Source organism: Sarcina sp. DSM 11001 (genome assembly GCF_900101015.1).
Lineage (GTDB): Bacteria > Bacillota > Clostridia > Lachnospirales > Lachnospiraceae > CAG-791.
In genome coordinates, this window is sequence record NZ_FNFZ01000044.1 from 1 (window position 1) to 17668 (window position 17668).

Genomic DNA, 17668 nt, shown 5'->3' on the forward strand with positions numbered 1-17668 from the left:
GTTTGACAAGTCCGATTTTGCAGGCAAACTCCTTGATGAGCAGGAGCCCGGCATCTGAAGAAAGGTCGCCACCGTTGAAATTGATTTTGATTTGCTTATTGCTTTCAAGCGAAATGGTGTTAGAATAAGTCACAGGAACCTCCTTCTTGGTTTTTTATTGGCTTGAGCACCTTTATCTTACCAAGAATCAGGTTCTTTTTCTATTCACTTTATAGGTGAAAGCAAATATTGCAGTAAACACAGCAACTATGCGGCTTTTAGCCGCTATCACCGCATAGCGGTGAATAATTCAGGATTATTTTTCGCAGAAAAATTGCTTTCGCATTAAGTAACTGCTCAGAACCCCTGCGGGCCCTGAGCAGTTACGTGCGCAAAGGAGAGAGAGAACTGCTTCTTGCCTCCTCTAAACTGTTTTCATATAGGTCTTCATAAGATCTTCATAAAAGGAAAAATGCAGAATACTAGTTCAAAAAAGCAGGCTTCTCCGCGTAAACGCGTAAGTCCTGCGAAAAAAAAGCTGGCGCTCGAAGTGATCGGGCGTCTGAAGAAAGAATACCCTGTCGCGGAATGCACGCTGGATTATGAAAATGCCTGGCAGCTTCTCGTGAGCGTGCGTCTGGCGGCACAGTGCACAGACGCGAGAGTGGATCAGATCACGCCTCTCTTATATGAAAAATTCCCGGATGTCCCGGCACTGGCGGCAGCGGAGCCGGAGCAGATCGAGGAGATCGTCCGCCCCTGTGGTCTCGGCCGCAGCAAGGCGCGTGATATCAGTGCCTGTATGAGGGTCCTGCATGAAAAATACGACGATCATGTGCCGGAGACGTTTGAAGAGCTTCTGGCACTTCCCGGCGTGGGGCGAAAGAGCGCGAATCTGATTATGGGCGACGTTTTCGGCAAACCCGCGATCGTCACGGATACCCACTGTATCCGCCTGTGCAATCTCATCGGTCTTGTCGACGGGATCAAAGAGCCTGCGAAGGTGGAACGCGAGCTCTGGAAGATCATTCCTCCGGAAGAGGGGAATGATCTCTGCCACCGCTTCGTTCATCACGGACGGGCTGTATGTATCGCCCGCAGGCCGCAGTGCGGCAAATGCTGTCTGCAGGATATATGCAGGCACGGGAAGACTGTGGTCCAACCCGCAGATCACGCCGCAGAATGACGTTTAAACAAGGATCTCCGGAAACCAAACCGCACGATAATCCGGAAATCAAACCGCACGATAATCCGGAAATCAAATCGAACGATAATCCGGAAACCAAATCGAACGATAATCCGGAAGCTGAACCGCACGGTAATCCCGAAATCAGATCGCACGATAATCCGGAAAAACTGAAACAGCCTTACGCACGGAAGCATAACAACGGTCACATGCTGACTGCCGTCATAACACCAGACAGGCCGTGAGCAGTATGTTATGGCAGGAAGACGCTGAAAATTATGAAAAAAATGATTGAATTTCTCGATGAGGACCGGGAGCGCGTCATGACCGGCCTCAAGAGCGCGGGAACACCGGAGGCGGCGCAGAAAGTTCTGGAAAAGGAAACAGACCGGCTGCTCCTGCAGTATAATGAGGAGTGCACGAGTGTGCGTGTCCGCGACGCGGCGGCCGGTATGATGCAGGCAGTCCGCAGCAGTATCCCTATGCTGGATTCGACAGGAGAAGCCAGGGTCTGGCACAGCGAGGACAGCGGAGCCGGGGGCAGCACTGCGGGCACCGGAAATAAGAGAGCCGGCCTGTCCATGATCCTCCTGGGTATCGGCGCCGCACTTACCGCCGCGGCATTTTTTGTCCCTGCACTTTCAGCCGGCGGGGCCGCTACAGTCCTTTCCCTGATGAAGATGATCCTGCTTCCTGCAGCCGGGGGCGGCTGCCTGTATCTCGCGGGCCGTACCGCGGGAAAAAACGTCCGGATCGGAGTCGGGACGGGAAAAGGGACAGGGACAGAACGGATCGAGATCCTGATCGACCCGGAAAAGCTGTGGAGTTCCCTGCGCGGGGCACTTATGGTGGTTGACAGGAATCTGGAGATCACCCGTGAGGAGGAAGCTGTGGAACACCGTAAAACCCTGACTGCCAGAAACAGCCCGGGGGCTTTCTCCGGGGAGGAGATCGAACTGTTTTCGGGACTTCTGGAAATGGCAGATGCAGACAATCCCCAGATGGCTTCCGATATCCGGTATTACCTGCACCGCAGGGAGGTCGATGTGATCGAATGGTCACAGCAGTATTCAGCCTGGTTTGAGATGCTGCCCTCCATGTCCGGAAAAGGACCCGGCGGCGCGGGAGAGGTCATGACCATACGCCCCGCCCTTGCGCAGAAAGGGAAACTTCTGAAAAAAGGACTGGCCGTGCGCTGAGGACACGTTGTGTGCAACAGCGCCGCAGAGGAATAGGAAATGGAACGTTATTTTGGATTTGATCTCGGTGACGCGGAGAGCGCAGTCACCTGTCTGAAAAAAAGTGAAAAGACAGAACCCAAGGTCGTGCCTGTCCGGGAGGCGGGGAGCTTCATCACAGCTTATGCCCGTCTGCGGACCGGGGAGCTCCTCATCGGGGAGGAGGCCTGCTATGCTCCAGAGGCCATGGAGCGCTGCCTGCGCTTCAAGAGCCGGTTTCTGACAGACCCGACTGTCGTGCGGGACATCCGCAGCTTTGCGGGCGGCGTCCTGGGAGAACTGTATATGTCCGGCAGCCTCGTGAAAGGCGAGGACTGCTGTTTTTATGTCGGCTGCCCGGCAGGCTGGGACCAGTCGCAGCGGGAACGGTACAGGGAAATCTTTGAAGAGGCGGGTTATCCGCCGGTAAGGATCATTTCAGAATCCCGGGCCGCCCTCATCAGCGCCTGCCAGTCCAGGCATTTTCAGGTGGGTTACGACATTCTTTCCCGCCCGGTCCTGGTCGTCGATATGGGATCTTCGACGACAGATTTTGCCCATATCAACAGCGGACGGGAGGTGGAGCTGCAGACGGCCGGAGAGGTCCGTCTGGGCGGAGGCATCATGGATGAACTCCTCCTGGACGCCGCGGTAGAAGCTTCTCCGGACAGAGAACTTCTGCAGCGCATTTTCCGCGAAAGCCCGCCCTGGAGAAGCTACTGCGAGTTTGCGGCCAGACGTCTCAAGGAAAAATATTTTTCGGACGAAGAGTACTGGAAGGGCAGGGACTGCCTGCAGACCGTTCCCGTTCATCTGGGAGTTTCGGAGAACGCGGCGGGAACCGGGACGAATGGGAACAGCAGGTATGAAACCGGGACGAATGGAGGCGGTGCTTCCGGTACAGGCACGACCGGCGTTCTGAGCCGGTTCTTTGGGAAAAAACAAAACAGCTTTACGAGACTTCAGCTCAAAATGAATGAAGAAATGGCAAAGCACCTCCTCGAATCCCCGGCTCCTCAGCTGGACGGGAGGTCTTTCCATGAAGTTTTCGCGGCCAGCCTGAGCGAGATCCGCAAAAAACTGGACGGTCAGATCCCGGAACTGCTGTTCCTGACAGGAGGTGTCTCCCGGATGCCTGCGCTCAGGGACTGGTGCAGGGAAGCTTTCCCCGAAGCCATCGTGATCACCGGGTCGGAGCCTGAATATTCCGTTTCCAGAGGCCTGGCCTACAGCGGCCGTATCGATGAGGAGGTCAGGATCTTCCGTCAGGAAGTGCGCGACCTTGTGGATTCCAGTATAGTGGAGCGCATTGTAGGGGAGCATGTAGAAGACCTTTTTCACAGGACTGTAGATATTCTCGTGGAGCCGATCCTGCGGAACGCGGCGATCCCGGTATTTGACCGGTGGAGAAACGGCGAGATCCGCCGCCTGTCCGATGTTGATACCGAAATGGAGCGGGCCATCGATGCCTGGCTCCACTCGCCGGATGCCGCGGAGCTGCTGGTGAAGCCGATCACGGCCTGGCTGCGGCCGATCGCCTACCGGCTGGAAGAGCACACTATGCCGATTTGTGTCCGCCACAATGTTCCCTACCGGGCCCTCAGTCTCACCTCCTACCTTTCCCTGGCCGAGATCGACATTCATATCAATGCCCGCGACGTGTTTGCGGTCGAGGAGCTCACATGGATGGTCAACGCGATCATCTCCATCCTTGTCGGCCTTTTGTGCGGCGGCAGCGGCATAGCCTTGATTTCAAGCGGCTTTTCGGGCATAATTGCAGGTGCGATGTTCACCCTCCTTCTCCTTGTCCTCGGAAAGGACAAGATGGAAGCCGCGGTCATGCACGCGGACATCCCCGGATTTGTCCGGCACCTCGTTCCCCGCGGCTATTTCGAAGCCCGCATGGAAAAGATCAGCGGAGAAGTCAAAAAGACCTGTTTTGAGACCATGGAAAAGGACAAAAGTGAGGAAGTCACCAGCCGCATGATCGGCGAGATCTCAGTCCAGATCGAGGAATGCCTGATGCGCATGGCAGAGGTCGTGGAAATTCCCCTGGGATGATCATTTTTTGCAGAGCAGAAAGAACGGGCAGAAGATCAAGGAGCAAAAAGCACATGTTCAGAGAAATGCGCAGAAAAGCGCAGCAGATCTCCACGGAGGAATGCATGGAGATCCTGCTGAATGCGAAGACGGGAATTCTGGGTCTCCACGGCGAGGACGGATACCCGTATACAGTCCCTGTCAATTTCGTCTATACTCCTCCCGGCACAGGGAACGGACCTGTATCCGACAGCGATGGATCCGCGGACAAAGGTAATGGATCCGAATCGGGTGAAAAGAAAAACGGACCGGCTCCCGCAGGAGACAGGAATAGCCTGCTCGGGACGATCGGCTTTCACTGCGCGAAAACAGGACACAAGATTGACGCGATCCGGGCCGACAACAGAGTTTCTTTTACAGTGATCGACCGCGATGAGGTCATGCCAAAGGAGCGCACGACCAAATACCGCAGCGTGATCGCTTTCGGCAGGGCAGAGTTTGTCGAAGGGGATGAGAATCTGCGGCGCGCCGCCAATGCCCTCGGGGCCAAGTATTCTTCCGGCTATGAAGACCTCTACATGGCGGAGACAGAAGATACGATCCGCAGGAAAACTCTGTGCTGCGTCGAGATCACTATTGATCATATGACCGGCAAGATTGGAAAAGAGCTCATGTTAGAAAGGAAAAATAAGCATGAAAACGATTAGAGTTTACGATATCAACTTATCTCCTGAGATGCAGCCCATGGATTCGGAGATCGGCTCGGAATACCGCCGCGTGACCACTATGCTCTACACGCTCGGCGCCCGCGGCGCCGATACCAAATACCTGAATCTCCACAAGGACGCGCTGACCTTTATGGACAGCCCGGCTGTACAGCAGATCATGCGCGGAGACGGCATGGAAGGCTTTCCCTGCATGACGGCTGATGAGGAGATTATTGTCACGGGGAGATATCCGACGAATGAAGAGATTCTGGAGCAGCTCGGGGCGGATCTCAGTCAGCTCCTCGCGCATCCTGCTGCAGCCTTTGGAGCCAGCGGGTGCGGCGGTTCCTGTGCCAGCTGCCACGTACCCGGCTGCGGACCTTCCGCCGGTGCGAACTAAAACGTTGCTCAAACTAAAACACTGCTCAAACTAAAACACTGCTTAAATCAGGCAGGCTGAGAAGGAACAGCTCCTTGACAGCCTGCCTGTTCATTTTACAGCCTGAACATTATTGTCTGAACAGCTGTTTCCTGTCCCGGCCTGAAAGGCATTCTTCTCATTCTACAGCCTGAACAACTTCATGATCAGGAGACACACCCCTCGCAGTACCGCAAAGATAATAAAAAGAAGCATGAATCCGGCCATCCCGGACAGTATGTCCGCAAACTCCATATTGCCGGTACCGGTTATCCCCTGGCCGATCTCGATAGCGAAACACAGGACGACCATCACTGTAAAAACATAGATCCAGGCTATGGTCAGTACATGATGCCTGGACAGGACGAGAAACAGGGGATAAATCACCGCCAGGATCCCCATCCCTATCAGGCCCATGATCAGAAAATGGAGCTGCTTATCAGTCAGGAACAGCCCTGACCGGTCATTGAGATGCAGGATGCTTTCGTGGATCAGTGCAGCCCCTTTTACAAATGCGTATAAAAGCCTTGTCATTTCTATCCTCCGCTCTGTTTATATCCTCATATTGACATTTTATTAGTGGATCGCTTATTACCATGGCAATTACTATGGCAGATTAAACACGATTTCTGCCTGCCGGAATACAGTCTCCCCGGCAGTTAATATTACAGCTTCTGCCTGCCGGAATGCCGCTTCACATGATTGTTATCAGTCGCCGATAATAGCACAAATCCAGAACTTCTTCTTGACAAAATTCTGAATTTTTTATAAAATCCCCGATTTATCAGCCCTTTTCGGGCTGTTTTAGTCCGTTTTAGTGTTTTTTCGAGCGAGCACAGACAGAAAGACTTTGACAGAAAAAACAAATTCGTTTATCATAAATATTACAAATGTTACATAAAAGTTAAGAATAAAGAATAAAATGTGAAATTGCTCTGGGCCTCTTCACAGCTTTCGGCTTCCTGTTTTCGGCAGGTCTACAATGCCTGCCCTTTATCAGGCCCTTTACCTGCGCTCGCGCAGGTGATATGCAGTACCCTATGGGAACATACAGTTCCCTGCGGGAATCCCGGGGAAAGGAGGGTTATGTCTTCCATTAGAATAAACGAGAAAAATTATAAGGATATTAAAAAGAACCATAAAGATATAAGAAACCATAAAGATATAAGAAACCATAAAGATATAAAGAACCATAAAGATATAGAGAACCTTAAAGATATAAATAACCATAATAGGATAAATAACCATAAAGATATAAAGAACCGTAAAGATATTAAAAGAAGGAAAAGGAACAATTCCTTCCGCCCTGCTGCGGCTTTACTGGCCGCTGTCCTGCTGATCACAGTCCCGACCGCGGCATGGGGAGCGGGGAAGATCGTTTTCTCTGACAGTACGACGCAGGAGGCTGCGTCCGGTAAAGATCCGCAGGAACCGGTTCTGGAACCTTCCGTACAGAAAATGGAAGACCTGCCGCCGGATCCAGTGGATGACTGGGCACGGGAGGCTGCGGCCGGCAAAAAGGAGTCTGCCGCCCCGTCGTCGGGAGAGGATGAGATCACTGTTCACCTTGCCTCTGACCCCGGCGCACCGGTCCCTTTTGAAGTGATGGATATGGATACCGCGAGCCTTCTGAAGCAGATCAGCGAGGGCCTCGTCACCCTGGATGAAAATGGTGAAGCAGTGCCCGGCTGTGCAAAGAAATGGAGTGTGTCCGACCACGGCCTGAAATGGAAGTTCACCCTGCGCAGGGACCTCTGCTGGTCAGACGGTGAATCGATCACAGCAGAAGATTTTGAGAATCTGTTCAAAAAAATAGCCGATCCTTCCGAGGAGATCCTCTACGGACAGGATCTGACAAAAAATATCGCAGGTTACGAAAAAGTCCTGGAAGGCGATCCTGATGCCCTTGAGGTCAGTGCGGAAGACGACAGGACCCTGGTGGTCAGGCTTTCCTCTCCCGATTCGGCCTTTGCCAGGAAATGTGCCTCCTGGACGCTTCTCCCGATCCGGGAGCTGATGGCTTTCAACGGAGATGATCACAGCACTTCCGAAGAGAACGCGGAAGACAATTCAGACCGGCATTCAGAAAACGATTCTGAAAAAGAATCTGAAAAAAATGAATCTGAAAAAGAATCGGAAAATGGTTCCGGAAACAAGGAAAAAGACAACCGGAACAAAGAGAACAGTGCGGACAGCACAGACAGCGCAAAGAACCGGAAGCTGAGCTGGGATACAGTAACTGGAAACGGTCCCTATGTGATTGAAAGCTGCACTCCGGGCCAGGAATACATTCTGACGAGAAACCCCTATTACAGACAGGACCAGTACGGGCAGGACAGGAAAGACAGTTCCGGTTCCGTCACCCGGACGGCTGCCGCCAATGTTCTCCAGGACAATGAATTTTTTTCTACAGTGAGATGGAAAGTCAGCGGAGATGTAAACAAAGAGTACTCCGACTTCCTCAACGGGAATATCGATGCCATTTCTCAACTGCCGGAGGAGACCTTGTCGTCAGAAGAAACAGCAGAGTATTACAGTGAGCGGACGGTTCCTGACATGCTGGGTATGCTCTTCAACTGCAATCATGAAGCACTGAAAGATGCCCGCGTGCGTCAGGCTCTCTCGATTGCGGCGGACCGCCGGCATATTTCAACAGATATTCTCGGCGGAGTGTACCTTCCTGCTGATGATTTTACAGATCTCCTGAAGGATCCCACCGTTACAGCTGCTTCCTCTGACGATAGAAGCCTGCTGTCCGCAAAAGAATCTTCTGCAGACAAAAAAGAAAGTCTTGAAAAAGCGGCAAAGCTCCTCAGGGAGGCCGGCTATAAAGCAGATTTACAGGATTCAGAGAAAACAGAAAACACCCAAAAATCACAGAACGCAGAAAGAACGAAGAACTCAGAAAAATCGGATGCTCATAAAAACGCAGAGAAAGCGAAAAAAGAAAAAGATTTCCCTGTTCTGACCTGCATGGCCCAGGAGGACAGCACTGCGTCTGAGATCGCACAGTATCTTGCGGCAGAGTGGAATAAGCTGGGCATCGTGGTCAAAGTCGAGACTGCGGATGCCAGGCACATCGCAAAAGCGAAAGAAAAAGGAAAGTATGATATCCTTTGCGGAAATCTTTTCATAGCTTCCGACCTGCCTTCGACAGAATTTGAAAGATTTGCCTCCGAAAGCAGTGAAAACAGCTGTGGATATGAATCGAAGGATTTTGACAAAAAACTGGAAAAAGCACAGAGTGCTTCCGGAGAAAAGAGTTATACCAACCGCCTCCAGGATGCTGCAGGGATCCTGACAGAAGAGACCCCGGCTTCCCCCCTTGCAATGCGCACGGTCTCCTGGCTGCATGATTCCTCAAAGGCGGATATCAGCTGCGACGCTGCTGGATGCTGGCAGATCCGGAAAAACCAGACCGGGGAGAACCAGATCCAAAAGAGTCAGATCCGGGAGAACCAGATCCAGGAGGACCAGACTCAGGATAAGCAGATTCGGGAAAACAAAGAGACCGCTGAACGCACAGAAGCAGCTGATCCGGAAATCGAAGCGGAAGCTTCTGCAAAAACGGTCATGGAAGGATTGGAAGAGCAGGTAAGAAAGCAGAAAGGAGAGAAATTTGCTCCCGGTAAGCTTTCGTATGAGACCGGGAAAAGCACTTGGATGACCAGGTTGAAGCAGTCAACAATCTATTTTGACCGCGAAGACTGTACAGCCTACCTCACCCGCCAGGCTTATGTGCTTAATGCAGCTGACAGGAACGCAGACCGCCTGATCTCCCTGCCGAAATATTCCCCGGTCCATCTGACCGGTACAGGAAATGCAGGATATGTCAGGATCGAAATGGACGGGATCATCCGCTATATGGAGTCTGACAGTGTGACCACGGATACAGCAGCAGTAAAAGAGATCCGCGCTCAGGAGGAACTGCAGGCTGACCGCGGAGAGTTCCTGACAAAACCGGTCCATCTGGTAAAGGAGAGCGAGCTTTCCCGCCGCGCGGAGGACGTCCATGAGGAAACCGACCGGATCCTGGCCGAGATCGCATTCCAGGAGATGATCCGTACCCAGACCCGCAATCCGAACTGGGGCGGTCCTGTTCTCTCCAGAAGCAACGGGTCCGTCAAAGGTCCCAACGGCAGGGAAACTTACTACAACCTCAATATGAACGGCGTCGTCAACATCATGCGCCGCATGGGAAATACGGATGAATACTGGGTGCGCGATGACGGCTGCAAGATGCTCGGCAACTATATCATGTGCGCGGCGAACCTCGGTGTCCACCCCCGCGGATCCCTCGTAGAAAGCAGCCTCGGTACCTGCATCGTCTGTGACACAGGCGGTTTCGCGAGAGGAAATTCACAGCAGCTTGACATTGCAGTCACCTGGTAGAACCTGGAGCCCTGCGGCAGAACTGTTAAGCCGGCAATAAGCTTAATGAGCATAAGAACAAGAAAAGCCCTTCGCAGCAGATCTGAAATTCAGCTATGCTGCGAAGGGCTTTTCAACATAAAGGGGGAGTATGAAAATCTATGGTATAACGAAAGACGAAAGGGGGAAAGTTTTTGTCTGTCATTCGCTTACAATACATATCTTACAATATGATTCTTAAAACGTGATTTACCAATTGTTAAAAGAAAATAAAATAAACAGATATAAAAGCTAAAACGGCCCGGGCATGCTCTCTGGCAGTGCTCTTCCTGTATCAGTGCTCTGAAAGATGAGCGGTACATAACATCATTTTTGTCTGGGTGATAAGTATACAGATACTTGCAGGGATGTGTTATGATAATAAATGCTACGGCGATAAACCTTTGATCCGGGGTCAAGGGCTGATCAGGAAAAAATAAAAAACAGATCAGAAAACACGATCGGGAGGAAGATAAACACAATGAAGACAGGACTGGTTCTTGAAGGCGGAGGTATCCGCGGCATTTTTACAGCAGGAATTCTGGATGTTCTGATGGAAGAGGGTATAGAATTTGACGGCGCGGTCGGCGTGTCCGCCGGCGCTGCTTTCGGCAGCAATTACAAATCCAGACAGTCACGACGGGCGATCCGCTACAATCTGCGTTTTGCCAAGGATCCCAGGTATTCCAGCATACGCTCCCTGCTGGCGACCGGCAACCTGTTCAATGCGCAGTTCTGTTACCATGATATTCCGGAAAAGCATGATCCCTTTGACTGGGAAGCTTTTTATAAGAATCCCATGGAGTTTTATCTTGTGGCAACGGATGTCGAGACCGGAAAGCCGGTCTATCATCTATGCGATGAAAGCGAAGACAAATACGATATTCTCGAGTGGTTCCGGGCCTCCGGTTCCATGCCGCTTGTCTCCCGCGTTGTCGAGGTCGGCGGCTATAAACTTCTGGACGGAGGAGTAGCTGACTCTATTCCTCTGCGTTTCATGGAAGAGCAGGGCTATGAGCGGAATCTTGTCATCCTCACCCGCCCTGCCGGCTATGTCAAACAGCCCAACCCCCTGATGCCGGTGATCCGCCGCGCCCTCAGCAGCTATCCTGAGGCAGTCCGGGCGATCGGGGACAGGCATATCTTCTACAATCAGGAGCTTGCCTACGTCCGCCAGAGAGAAGCCGGTAAATACGCCTTTGTCATCCGCCCGGAAGGGGACCTGGATATCGGCCGCATAGAACACGACAGGCTTAAGATCCGTACCGTTTACAAGGAGGGACGCAGACTGGCCCGCCGCCATCTGTCTGCGATCCGCCGCTTCCTCGCGGCAGCAAAAACAGAATCCGGCTCCACCAGCGGATCCATCATCAGGAATGCCCCTTCTGAAGAGACAGCAGCAATAGAGCTTCTGCAGACGCCTGTAGAGGAAATCCCGGTACATGCTGAAGAAATAGCAGCTCCTGTGGAGAAAGCGCCGGAACCTGCGGAAGAAATAGCGGCCTCTGTAGAAAAAGCGCCGGAACCTGCGGAAGAAATAGCGGCCTCTGTAGAAAAAGCGCCGGAACCTGCGGAAGAAATAGCGGCCTCTGTAGAAAAAGCACCGGAACCTGCGGAAGAAATAGCGGCCTCTGTAGAAAAAGCGCCGGAACCTGCGGAGGAAATAGCGGCCTCTGTAGAAAAAGCACCGGAACCAGTAGAAGAGACAGCGGTTCCTGTGGAGAAAGCACCGGAACCTGCGGAAGAGGTATCGGTTTCTGCACAACCAGCCGCAATCTCGTTCGAAGAAACGCCTCTTTCGCCTGAAGAGACTAAAGTTCCGGATTTCACGGAAACAGCACCCGTAGAAAAAGATAAAGTAGAGAAAGATAAAGCAGAAGCTTCCGGGGGATCCACTGATGAATCCTCCGATAAATCCCCTGATGAATCCTCCGGGAATACCTTCATTCTGAGGTCATCCCGGGGAAACAGATCGGGAAAAAAATGGAAACCCGGGAAAATGACTTCCCTCAAAAGCAAGTGTAACCAGGACAGCTCTTCTGACCCCGATTGACCCTGCGGACATTTGTCAACAGCAGAAAGAGGGACAACAAGGCAGAGAGACAGCAAGACATAGGGACAAGATAAAGGGACAAGTCAAAAGGCAGTCTCTTCAAACTAAGACATAGAACAGAGAAAACAGAACAGAGAAAATAGTACAAAGTACCATCCGTTACAGCTCAGACTGTTGAAATACTCCGGGCAGTCTGAGCTGTAACATCAATCCCGGGTCAATCCCGCCTCTGCCATTCCTTTGCCCGGAAAACGCGGTGTCCGGAGAGGACCTGTTCCTTAGATGGACATTAGAGGGACAGCCGTCCCTAGGCCCGGAAAAAAACGGTTGACACAAATTCGGATATTATCGATAATATTATTATCGATCAACCAAATATCTGCCGTGCGGCAGGTTTTTTTATACATAATGGTTAGATGTTTCTAACAGAAGGCGATGGAAGGAAAGGTAGAAATTATGAAAAAGAGATGTGCTGCGTTTTTTCTTTTTGTACTACTGATACTCGGCACTGTCGTGCCTGTCTGTGCGGAAGCAGTGCAGGAGTATCCGGAGACAGAATCGGGGAGTATCACTTCGGATCAGGAATTATATTCAGAGCAGGGATATACAGAAGAGGACACGGATCTGGTATTTACAGAAAAAGAATCTGATCCGGAACTTACAGAAGAGGATTCCAGCCTGGAACTGACGGAAGATGAATCCGGCTTGGAGCCTTCAGAAGAGGACTCCGGCTTGGAATATGAGGAAATGTCAGAACCGTCCGTTTCTGCAGCAGCAGACGGAACCTACGGGGACGACTCAGAGATCGTGGACGACTGGGCCAACTGCTATTACAGATCTATTGTCGCTGTGGACGTCCGGGATGGAGTCATCACAGGGATCGACGGTCAGGGGGACACGGACGATGACTGGAGCATAGACTGCTTTCAGGCTGCCCTGAACGCAATGAAAAAGCGTCTGGTCGGGAAGCCGGTCTCAGCGGCGCAGAGCCTGCAGACAGACGTAGACGCTGTCTCCGAGGCTACCTATTCCACTAATGCCCTTATTCTGGAAATACAGAAAGCCCTGAATTCCGATCCCAAGGGCCCGTACACTCTGGAGTGGAAAAACGGCGAACAGAGCCTGCAGCTTCTGGAAAACGTCAAATACGGTACAACCACCCCCGATTACAGCGGGGAAACGCCCGTCAGACAGGCGGACGCGGGGGGCTCTTATGTCTTTACCGGCTGGGATCCCGCAAAGGAGATCTGGGTCACACAGGATGTCACCTACACAGCGGAGTTTGAAAAGACGACCGCGGCCTATTCCATCACCTATGATCTCGGCGGCGGCACTCTGCCTTCCGGGGAGAATCCGCAGGAGTACACGGCGGACACGGATACCTTTACCTTGATCAATCCGGTAAAGGAGGATTATGCATTCGCGGGATGGACCGGGACAGGCATAACGGGGAAAGCGATGGAAGTCACCATCGCCAGAGGCTCGACAGGGGACCGCAGCTATACCGCCACCTGGAAAAAAGCCGCCCAGGGTCCTGACGTCCAGGACGGTGTCTATATAGACGGCACCGGCGAAGTGGCGGGCTACTATTATCATCCTTATGTGAGGATCACCGTCGAGGACGGCAGGATCAGCTCCGTGGATGTGACTGCACAGGATGTGGGGAGCAACACTTCTTTCCTGAACACAGCTGTCACCTGGCTCAGAAACGGCCTGGTTGGTGAATATGCCTCCGGGACAAGTGTGGACGCCATCGATGCCGTCTCAGGGGCCACATTTACTAAAAACGCCCTCCGCACAGCGGTGAAAAAAGCCCTGGATCCCGAAGACAGCTGGCTGATCTCCTGGGAAAACTATGACGGAAGCCTCCTTGACAGGGCCTTCGTCACTACAGGCACAGTGCCCGTCTATGAGGGAGAGGAACCGGAGAGAGAGGATCACTTTTTTATCGGATGGACCCCGGAGATCACTGCAGCTGCCGCGGATACGGCCTACACAGCTGACTTCCGTTCCGCAAATACCGAGTATACCGTGACTTATGACCTGAACGGAGGAAACATCGATCCTCCGGACAGCTATATTGACCAAAGCGGCTATAAAGCCGGTGATCCTGTCACCGTTCTCTCGGGATCCGATCCCATCCTGGAGGGCTTTAAATTCCTGGGATGGAAATACGGAGACCGGATCCTGACAGCGGGGGATACCTTCACCATGCCCCCCTCCGCAGTCACCCTTACTGCCGTATGGAAAGAATGGCACGGGGAAGGAATCTACGGAGATGACTCCGCAGCAGATCCGCTCGGATATCTGGAAAAAATCTATGTGTCCGTCGAAGTCAATAACAATAATGAGATTCTCAGTGTCGCTGCCGACGCTGTCACTGCCGACACCGCAGCGAGCCAGGAGGATCTTGAGATCCTTGAATTCGGCAAGGCGCTTGAATGGGTAAATAACCAGCTTCTGTATTTTGACATTGCTTCCGGGGGCGCCGACAGCCTGGAAATGTATTACTATATGGCGGAAGGAAGTGATTTCCTCTATGCGCAGCCGATCATCGGCGGTGTCATGACGGCTCTGCAGCAGGATCCAAAGCCCCTGATCACAGTAAATGTGAAGGATGAACAGGATAATCTGCTGAGTACCATCAGCGGGATCCGCTACGGGACGCGTTTTACCGCAGCCGTTCCGGAAGCGCCCGTGAAACCTGAAGATGCCTCCAATACCTATGCATTTACCGGCTGGGACGAGACCACAGTTCCGGCCATTCTCACAGCGGATGCTGAAGTCACTGCATGTTATATGGCGGCCGCCAAAGATCCAAAGGACATCACTGCAGCTGTCATTTCAGACATCGCCCCGGTCTCCTATACCGGTTCACCCATCACCCCGGCATTTACCGTCACCGAGGCAGGAGAGAACGGCAGGGTCCTGACGAAAGGAAAGAACTTCAAAGTATCTTATTCAGACAACACTGATGCCGGGACTGCTTCCGTGACTGTTACCGGGATCGGTGCCTATTCAGGAAAGCAGACAAAGTATTTCCAGATCCTTCCCAGACAGGTCACCCCGGTGGTGACTCTGGAAAAAGATGCTTACGTTTATGACGGCGCGGGGAAGAGACCGTCCGTTATCGTCACAGTGGACCCGCCCGCCATAGCATCTTCGGATAACGGGTCAGGAGAAAATGGATCGACGAAACCCTGGGGCGACGCGATTGAACTGCCTGCCATCCCGGTCAACGGGAGGGCTTCTTCACAGGCTGTGGGCAGCTTCCTGTCGGACGACACCGCAGTAAATGCGCAGACGGAAACACGGACAGTAGAACAGGAAGATACGCAGGCAGGCGTGCAGACAGAACTGCAGACAGACACAGAGTCTGTTTCTGAGGATAGAGAATTTGCCGGACAGGATCAGGACAGCGCTGCTCCCATCCTTCTGAAGGCGGGTGATGACTACGATGTGTCTTACCCGGATGGTTGTGTACGGGCCGGCACCTATACCGTCACGGTCACTCTTAAAGGCAATTATACGGGCACGGGCGAGGCGCAGTTTACGATCAGCCCCCGCGATCTGACTCCGGAGATCACTCTTACCAGATATTCCTGCGACTATACCGGAAAGACCAGAAAACCCGGCGTCAGTGTGACCTTCGACGGGAAGGAACTTGTCGAAAATACAGACTATACCGTCAAATACGAAAACAACATCAACGTCGGGACCGCTGCTGTTGTCGTCACCGGCAAGGGTGATTTCACAGGGACAGTCAGGGAATCCTTCAAGATCGTTCCCAGAAAGATCAAGCCGGATGTGACTCTTTCCAAGACCTCCTTTACCTATAACGGCAAGTCTCAGAAACCTGCCGTCACCGTAAAGGACCACGGGACGAAGCTCGCTTCCTCCAACTACACAGTCACCTGCCTGTCTGGAGACAAAGCGTCCGACTGCAAAAATGCCGGTACATACAAGGTGACCGTCAAGCTGAAGGGCAATTACTCCGGCAGCAATACCGTATCCTACAAGATCTCGGCCCGGAAGATCACCCCTGCCGTGACCCTTGCGAAGACCGTTTACACCTGGAACGGCAAGGCGCAGAAGCCTGCCGTTACCGTGAAGGACGGCAAGACGAAACTCGCCTCTTCAAACTACACAGTCACCTATGCCTCCGGCCGCAAAAATGTCGGTACCTACAAGGTGAATGTCAAACTGAAAGGCAATTACTCCGGCTCAAAGGCAGTGTCCTTCCGGATCGATCCCAGGGGAACCACCCTCACTGGCCTGTCCGCAGCATCCGGGGCCTTTACCGCCAGCTGGAAAAAACAGACCGCCCAGACCACCGGCTACCAGATCCAGTACTCCACTTCCGCGTCCTTCAAGAGCGGCAATAAGACCGTGACTGTCAAGGGTGCATCTGCAGTGTCTAAAAAGATCGCGAAGCTGGGAGCAGGCAAAACCTTTTACGTCCGCATCCGGACCTACAGGACTGTCGGAGAGAAGAACTACTACTCCGCCTGGTCAGCGAAAAAATCAGTAAAAACTAAAAAGTGAGAAGACAGGATTTGTTCAGCGAAAGCAGTCAGGTTACTGAGGGTTACCGACATATAAATGTCCGGGTATCTTATTGACAAGTGAAATAGAGCGACTGTATCTTTACGGAAAGAGGAACACTGTGACACGCGGTTGACCTCCGAAGTACAGGATTATCCAGAGTTTAGACAACCGCCACTTGGCAGAGTGGCGGTTGTTACTTTTTACGCGGGCTATCTTTCATAGTGAGTCCATAGACTGACGATTTTTATGATTTTTACTTCTTCGATTACTTCATAAACCAGACGATGTTGAATGTTAATTCTTCTGGAATATAATCCCTGTAAATCTCCGACCAGTTTTTCATAGCTGGGTGGTGTTTGATACGGATTGCGGCGGATGACATCAATGAGCGCTTTGGCCTTTGCATCAAGATGAGCAGCCTTGAGCTTTGGAACATCTTTGGCAGCAGCCTTTGTATAAACAATTTTATACATTTACCAGAGCACCTCCTCTTCAGAGATTGTGTCTGATAAGGAAGTGTTAAGGCCGTCCACCAACTTTTCCTTCATGCCAGGAACAGAAGTGAGATGCAGTGTTTCTAATAGACCAAGATAGTCCTCTTCACTGATCATAACAACATTGCCTTCTTTGGTGGTTATATGTACTGGCTCATTAAAACGGATAGTGTTTTCAACCATGGAATAAACATTCTTGCGAAAGTTTGTAACAGTTGTTGTAGTCATAAGAAATATCTCCTTTCGTGCGTACATTATAGCGTACGCAACCATAGGAGTCAATATATTGAAGTGTATGGTTCAAAAATACATTAAATATGTTATAAAATATGAAAATATTTTAATATAATATGTATTTCCGTGATAAAATCACCTTGAAGGAGGTGATGCTTTTGCGTTCAAAAGATGTACTGCAGCTACTGCGTGTCACAAGGCAGACCTTATCAAAGTATGTCAGAGATGGAAAAATTCATGTGAGAAAGCTGCCAAACGGCCATTATGATTATGACAGCGATGACGTATACGCCATCTTTAACAAAAATGTTGAGAGAAAAACATGCCTTTATGCAAGAGTCTCAACAGCAAAGCAAAAGCCTGACCTGGAGAACCAGATCTC

At 51.7% G+C, this 17668-nt stretch carries 14 protein-coding genes; 10 read left to right on the plus strand and 4 right to left on the minus strand.

The genetic code is table 11. From position 1 onward, the window contains the following. The coding region (locus BLT02_RS16955) for a transposase (protein ID WP_175453890.1) at positions 1 to 133 on the minus strand (133 nt) is incomplete at its 3' end. A gap of 318 nt (positions 134 to 451) precedes the next feature. On the opposite strand from BLT02_RS16955, the gene nth reads away from it, so the two are divergent. The 6 genes from nth to BLT02_RS15725 are packed head-to-tail and all read left to right on the plus strand — an operon-like array spanning position 452 to position 5529. Then, complete coding sequence (gene nth, locus BLT02_RS15700; RefSeq protein ID WP_092997695.1) at positions 452 to 1165, plus strand: endonuclease III domain-containing protein; 714 nt, start codon at positions 452 to 454, stop codon at positions 1163 to 1165. Next, positions 1162 to 1410, plus strand: coding sequence for a hypothetical protein (locus BLT02_RS15705; RefSeq protein ID WP_092997698.1), 249 nt, complete (start codon positions 1162 to 1164; stop codon positions 1408 to 1410). The genes nth and BLT02_RS15705 overlap by 4 nt, the downstream gene beginning before the upstream one ends. A gap of 33 nt (positions 1411 to 1443) precedes the next feature. Further along, on the plus strand, positions 1444 to 2364 hold the full coding sequence (locus BLT02_RS15710) for a hypothetical protein (protein ID WP_092997701.1): 921 nt from the start codon (positions 1444 to 1446) through the stop codon (positions 2362 to 2364). 39 nt (positions 2365 to 2403) lie between these two features. Beyond that, positions 2404 to 4443 (plus strand): Hsp70 family protein, encoded by a 2040-nt coding sequence (locus BLT02_RS15715; protein WP_092997704.1) that lies wholly within the window; start codon positions 2404 to 2406, stop codon positions 4441 to 4443. 53 nt (positions 4444 to 4496) lie between these two features. Beyond that, the gene (locus tag BLT02_RS15720; RefSeq protein ID WP_175453891.1) at positions 4497 to 5129 is read left to right on the plus strand and encodes a pyridoxamine 5'-phosphate oxidase family protein; all 633 of its coding nucleotides are present in this window, start codon (positions 4497 to 4499) and stop codon (positions 5127 to 5129) included. Beyond that, on the plus strand, positions 5116 to 5529 hold the full coding sequence (locus BLT02_RS15725) for an arsenic metallochaperone ArsD family protein (protein ID WP_092997710.1): 414 nt from the start codon (positions 5116 to 5118) through the stop codon (positions 5527 to 5529). The genes BLT02_RS15720 and BLT02_RS15725 overlap by 14 nt, the downstream gene beginning before the upstream one ends. A gap of 162 nt (positions 5530 to 5691) precedes the next feature. On the opposite strand, the gene BLT02_RS15730 is transcribed toward BLT02_RS15725, so the two are convergent. Next, entirely contained in the window at positions 5692 to 6081 is a 390-nt protein-coding gene (locus BLT02_RS15730) for a hypothetical protein (RefSeq protein WP_092997713.1), read from the minus strand. Positions 6082 to 6633: 552 nt separating this feature from the next. On the opposite strand from BLT02_RS15730, the gene BLT02_RS15735 reads away from it, so the two are divergent. The 3 genes from BLT02_RS15735 (at position 6634) to BLT02_RS15745 (ending at position 16555) form a co-directional block, all read left to right on the plus strand. Beyond that, the gene (locus BLT02_RS15735) at positions 6634 to 9939 is read left to right on the plus strand and encodes a peptide ABC transporter substrate-binding protein (RefSeq protein ID WP_092997716.1); all 3306 of its coding nucleotides are present in this window, start codon (positions 6634 to 6636) and stop codon (positions 9937 to 9939) included. 499 nt (positions 9940 to 10438) lie between these two features. Next, on the plus strand, positions 10439 to 12010 hold the full coding sequence (locus BLT02_RS18285) for a patatin-like phospholipase family protein (protein ID WP_092997719.1): 1572 nt from the start codon (positions 10439 to 10441) through the stop codon (positions 12008 to 12010). Positions 12011 to 12466: 456 nt separating this feature from the next. Then, positions 12467 to 16555: an FMN-binding protein gene (locus BLT02_RS15745; RefSeq protein ID WP_175453892.1), complete on the plus strand. Its 4089-nt coding sequence runs from the start codon at positions 12467 to 12469 to the stop codon at positions 16553 to 16555. 212 nt (positions 16556 to 16767) lie between these two features. On the opposite strand, the gene BLT02_RS15750 is transcribed toward BLT02_RS15745, so the two are convergent. Both BLT02_RS15750 and BLT02_RS15755 read right to left on the minus strand, forming a co-directional pair. Continuing rightward, on the minus strand, positions 16768 to 17031 hold the full coding sequence (locus BLT02_RS15750; protein ID WP_092997725.1) for a Txe/YoeB family addiction module toxin: 264 nt from the start codon (positions 17029 to 17031) through the stop codon (positions 16768 to 16770). Next, positions 17032 to 17280, minus strand: coding sequence for a type II toxin-antitoxin system Phd/YefM family antitoxin (locus BLT02_RS15755; RefSeq protein ID WP_092997728.1), 249 nt, complete (start codon positions 17278 to 17280; stop codon positions 17032 to 17034). It abuts the gene before it with no gap. A gap of 164 nt (positions 17281 to 17444) precedes the next feature. Here BLT02_RS15755 and BLT02_RS15760 point away from each other — a divergent pair. Further along, positions 17445 to 17668 (plus strand): MerR family transcriptional regulator (locus BLT02_RS15760; protein ID WP_139187707.1); only part of this gene is annotated, 224 nt, incomplete at its 3' end.

Coding starts and splice junctions, on each gene's coding strand:
- nth (WP_092997695.1), top strand. CDS start 452: ATGCAGAATACTAGTTCAAAAAAGCAGGCTTCTCCGCGTAAACGCGTA.
- BLT02_RS15705 (WP_092997698.1), top strand. CDS start 1,162: ATGACGTTTAAACAAGGATCTCCGGAAACCAAACCGCACGATAATCCG.
- BLT02_RS15710 (WP_092997701.1), top strand. CDS start 1,444: ATGAAAAAAATGATTGAATTTCTCGATGAGGACCGGGAGCGCGTCATG.
- BLT02_RS15715 (WP_092997704.1), top strand. CDS start 2,404: ATGGAACGTTATTTTGGATTTGATCTCGGTGACGCGGAGAGCGCAGTC.
- BLT02_RS15720 (WP_175453891.1), top strand. CDS start 4,497: ATGTTCAGAGAAATGCGCAGAAAAGCGCAGCAGATCTCCACGGAGGAA.
- BLT02_RS15725 (WP_092997710.1), top strand. CDS start 5,116: ATGAAAACGATTAGAGTTTACGATATCAACTTATCTCCTGAGATGCAG.
- BLT02_RS15730 (WP_092997713.1), bottom strand. CDS start 6,081: ATGACAAGGCTTTTATACGCATTTGTAAAAGGGGCTGCACTGATCCAC.
- BLT02_RS15735 (WP_092997716.1), top strand. CDS start 6,634: ATGTCTTCCATTAGAATAAACGAGAAAAATTATAAGGATATTAAAAAG.
- BLT02_RS18285 (WP_092997719.1), top strand. CDS start 10,439: ATGAAGACAGGACTGGTTCTTGAAGGCGGAGGTATCCGCGGCATTTTT.
- BLT02_RS15745 (WP_175453892.1), top strand. CDS start 12,467: ATGAAAAAGAGATGTGCTGCGTTTTTTCTTTTTGTACTACTGATACTC.
- BLT02_RS15750 (WP_092997725.1), bottom strand. CDS start 17,031: ATGTATAAAATTGTTTATACAAAGGCTGCTGCCAAAGATGTTCCAAAG.
- BLT02_RS15755 (WP_092997728.1), bottom strand. CDS start 17,280: ATGACTACAACAACTGTTACAAACTTTCGCAAGAATGTTTATTCCATG.